The sequence below is a fragment of the Cupriavidus sp. OTU4054 genome, from assembly GCF_038440175.1.
GTDB classification, from domain to species: Bacteria; Pseudomonadota; Gammaproteobacteria; order Burkholderiales; family Burkholderiaceae; genus Cupriavidus; species Cupriavidus pauculus_D.
Window position 1 is genome coordinate 1 of record NZ_JASATF010000067.1, and the last position, 304, is coordinate 304.

The window sequence follows — 304 nt, forward strand, 5'->3', positions numbered from 1 at the left end:
CGCCGCGGCGTTGTTGGCCGACTCCGGACCCGCCACGCCTTCGATCGCGCCCTTGCCGAATTCGTGGGCATGCTTCGAGGTCTTCTTCTCGAGCGAGTACGCCGCGAACGACGCCAGCGAAGCACCGCCACCCGGCAGGATACCGAGCGCCGAGCCGAGCACCGTGCCGCGCAGCACGGCCGGGATCATGCGCTTGAAGTCTTCCTTCGTCGGGAACAGGTTCGTCACCTTGTTCGTGAACGTCTCGCGGGCTTCCTTCTGCTCGAGGTTCGCGATGATTTCCGCGAAGCCGAACACACCCATT

Annotated in this window: 1 protein-coding gene; it reads right to left on the reverse strand. The window is 64.8% G+C overall.

Annotation, left to right across the window (positions count from 1 at the left end):
- Positions 1 to 304 (reverse strand): tripartite tricarboxylate transporter permease (locus AAHB16_RS32700; RefSeq protein WP_342052937.1); only part of this gene is annotated, 304 nt, incomplete at both ends.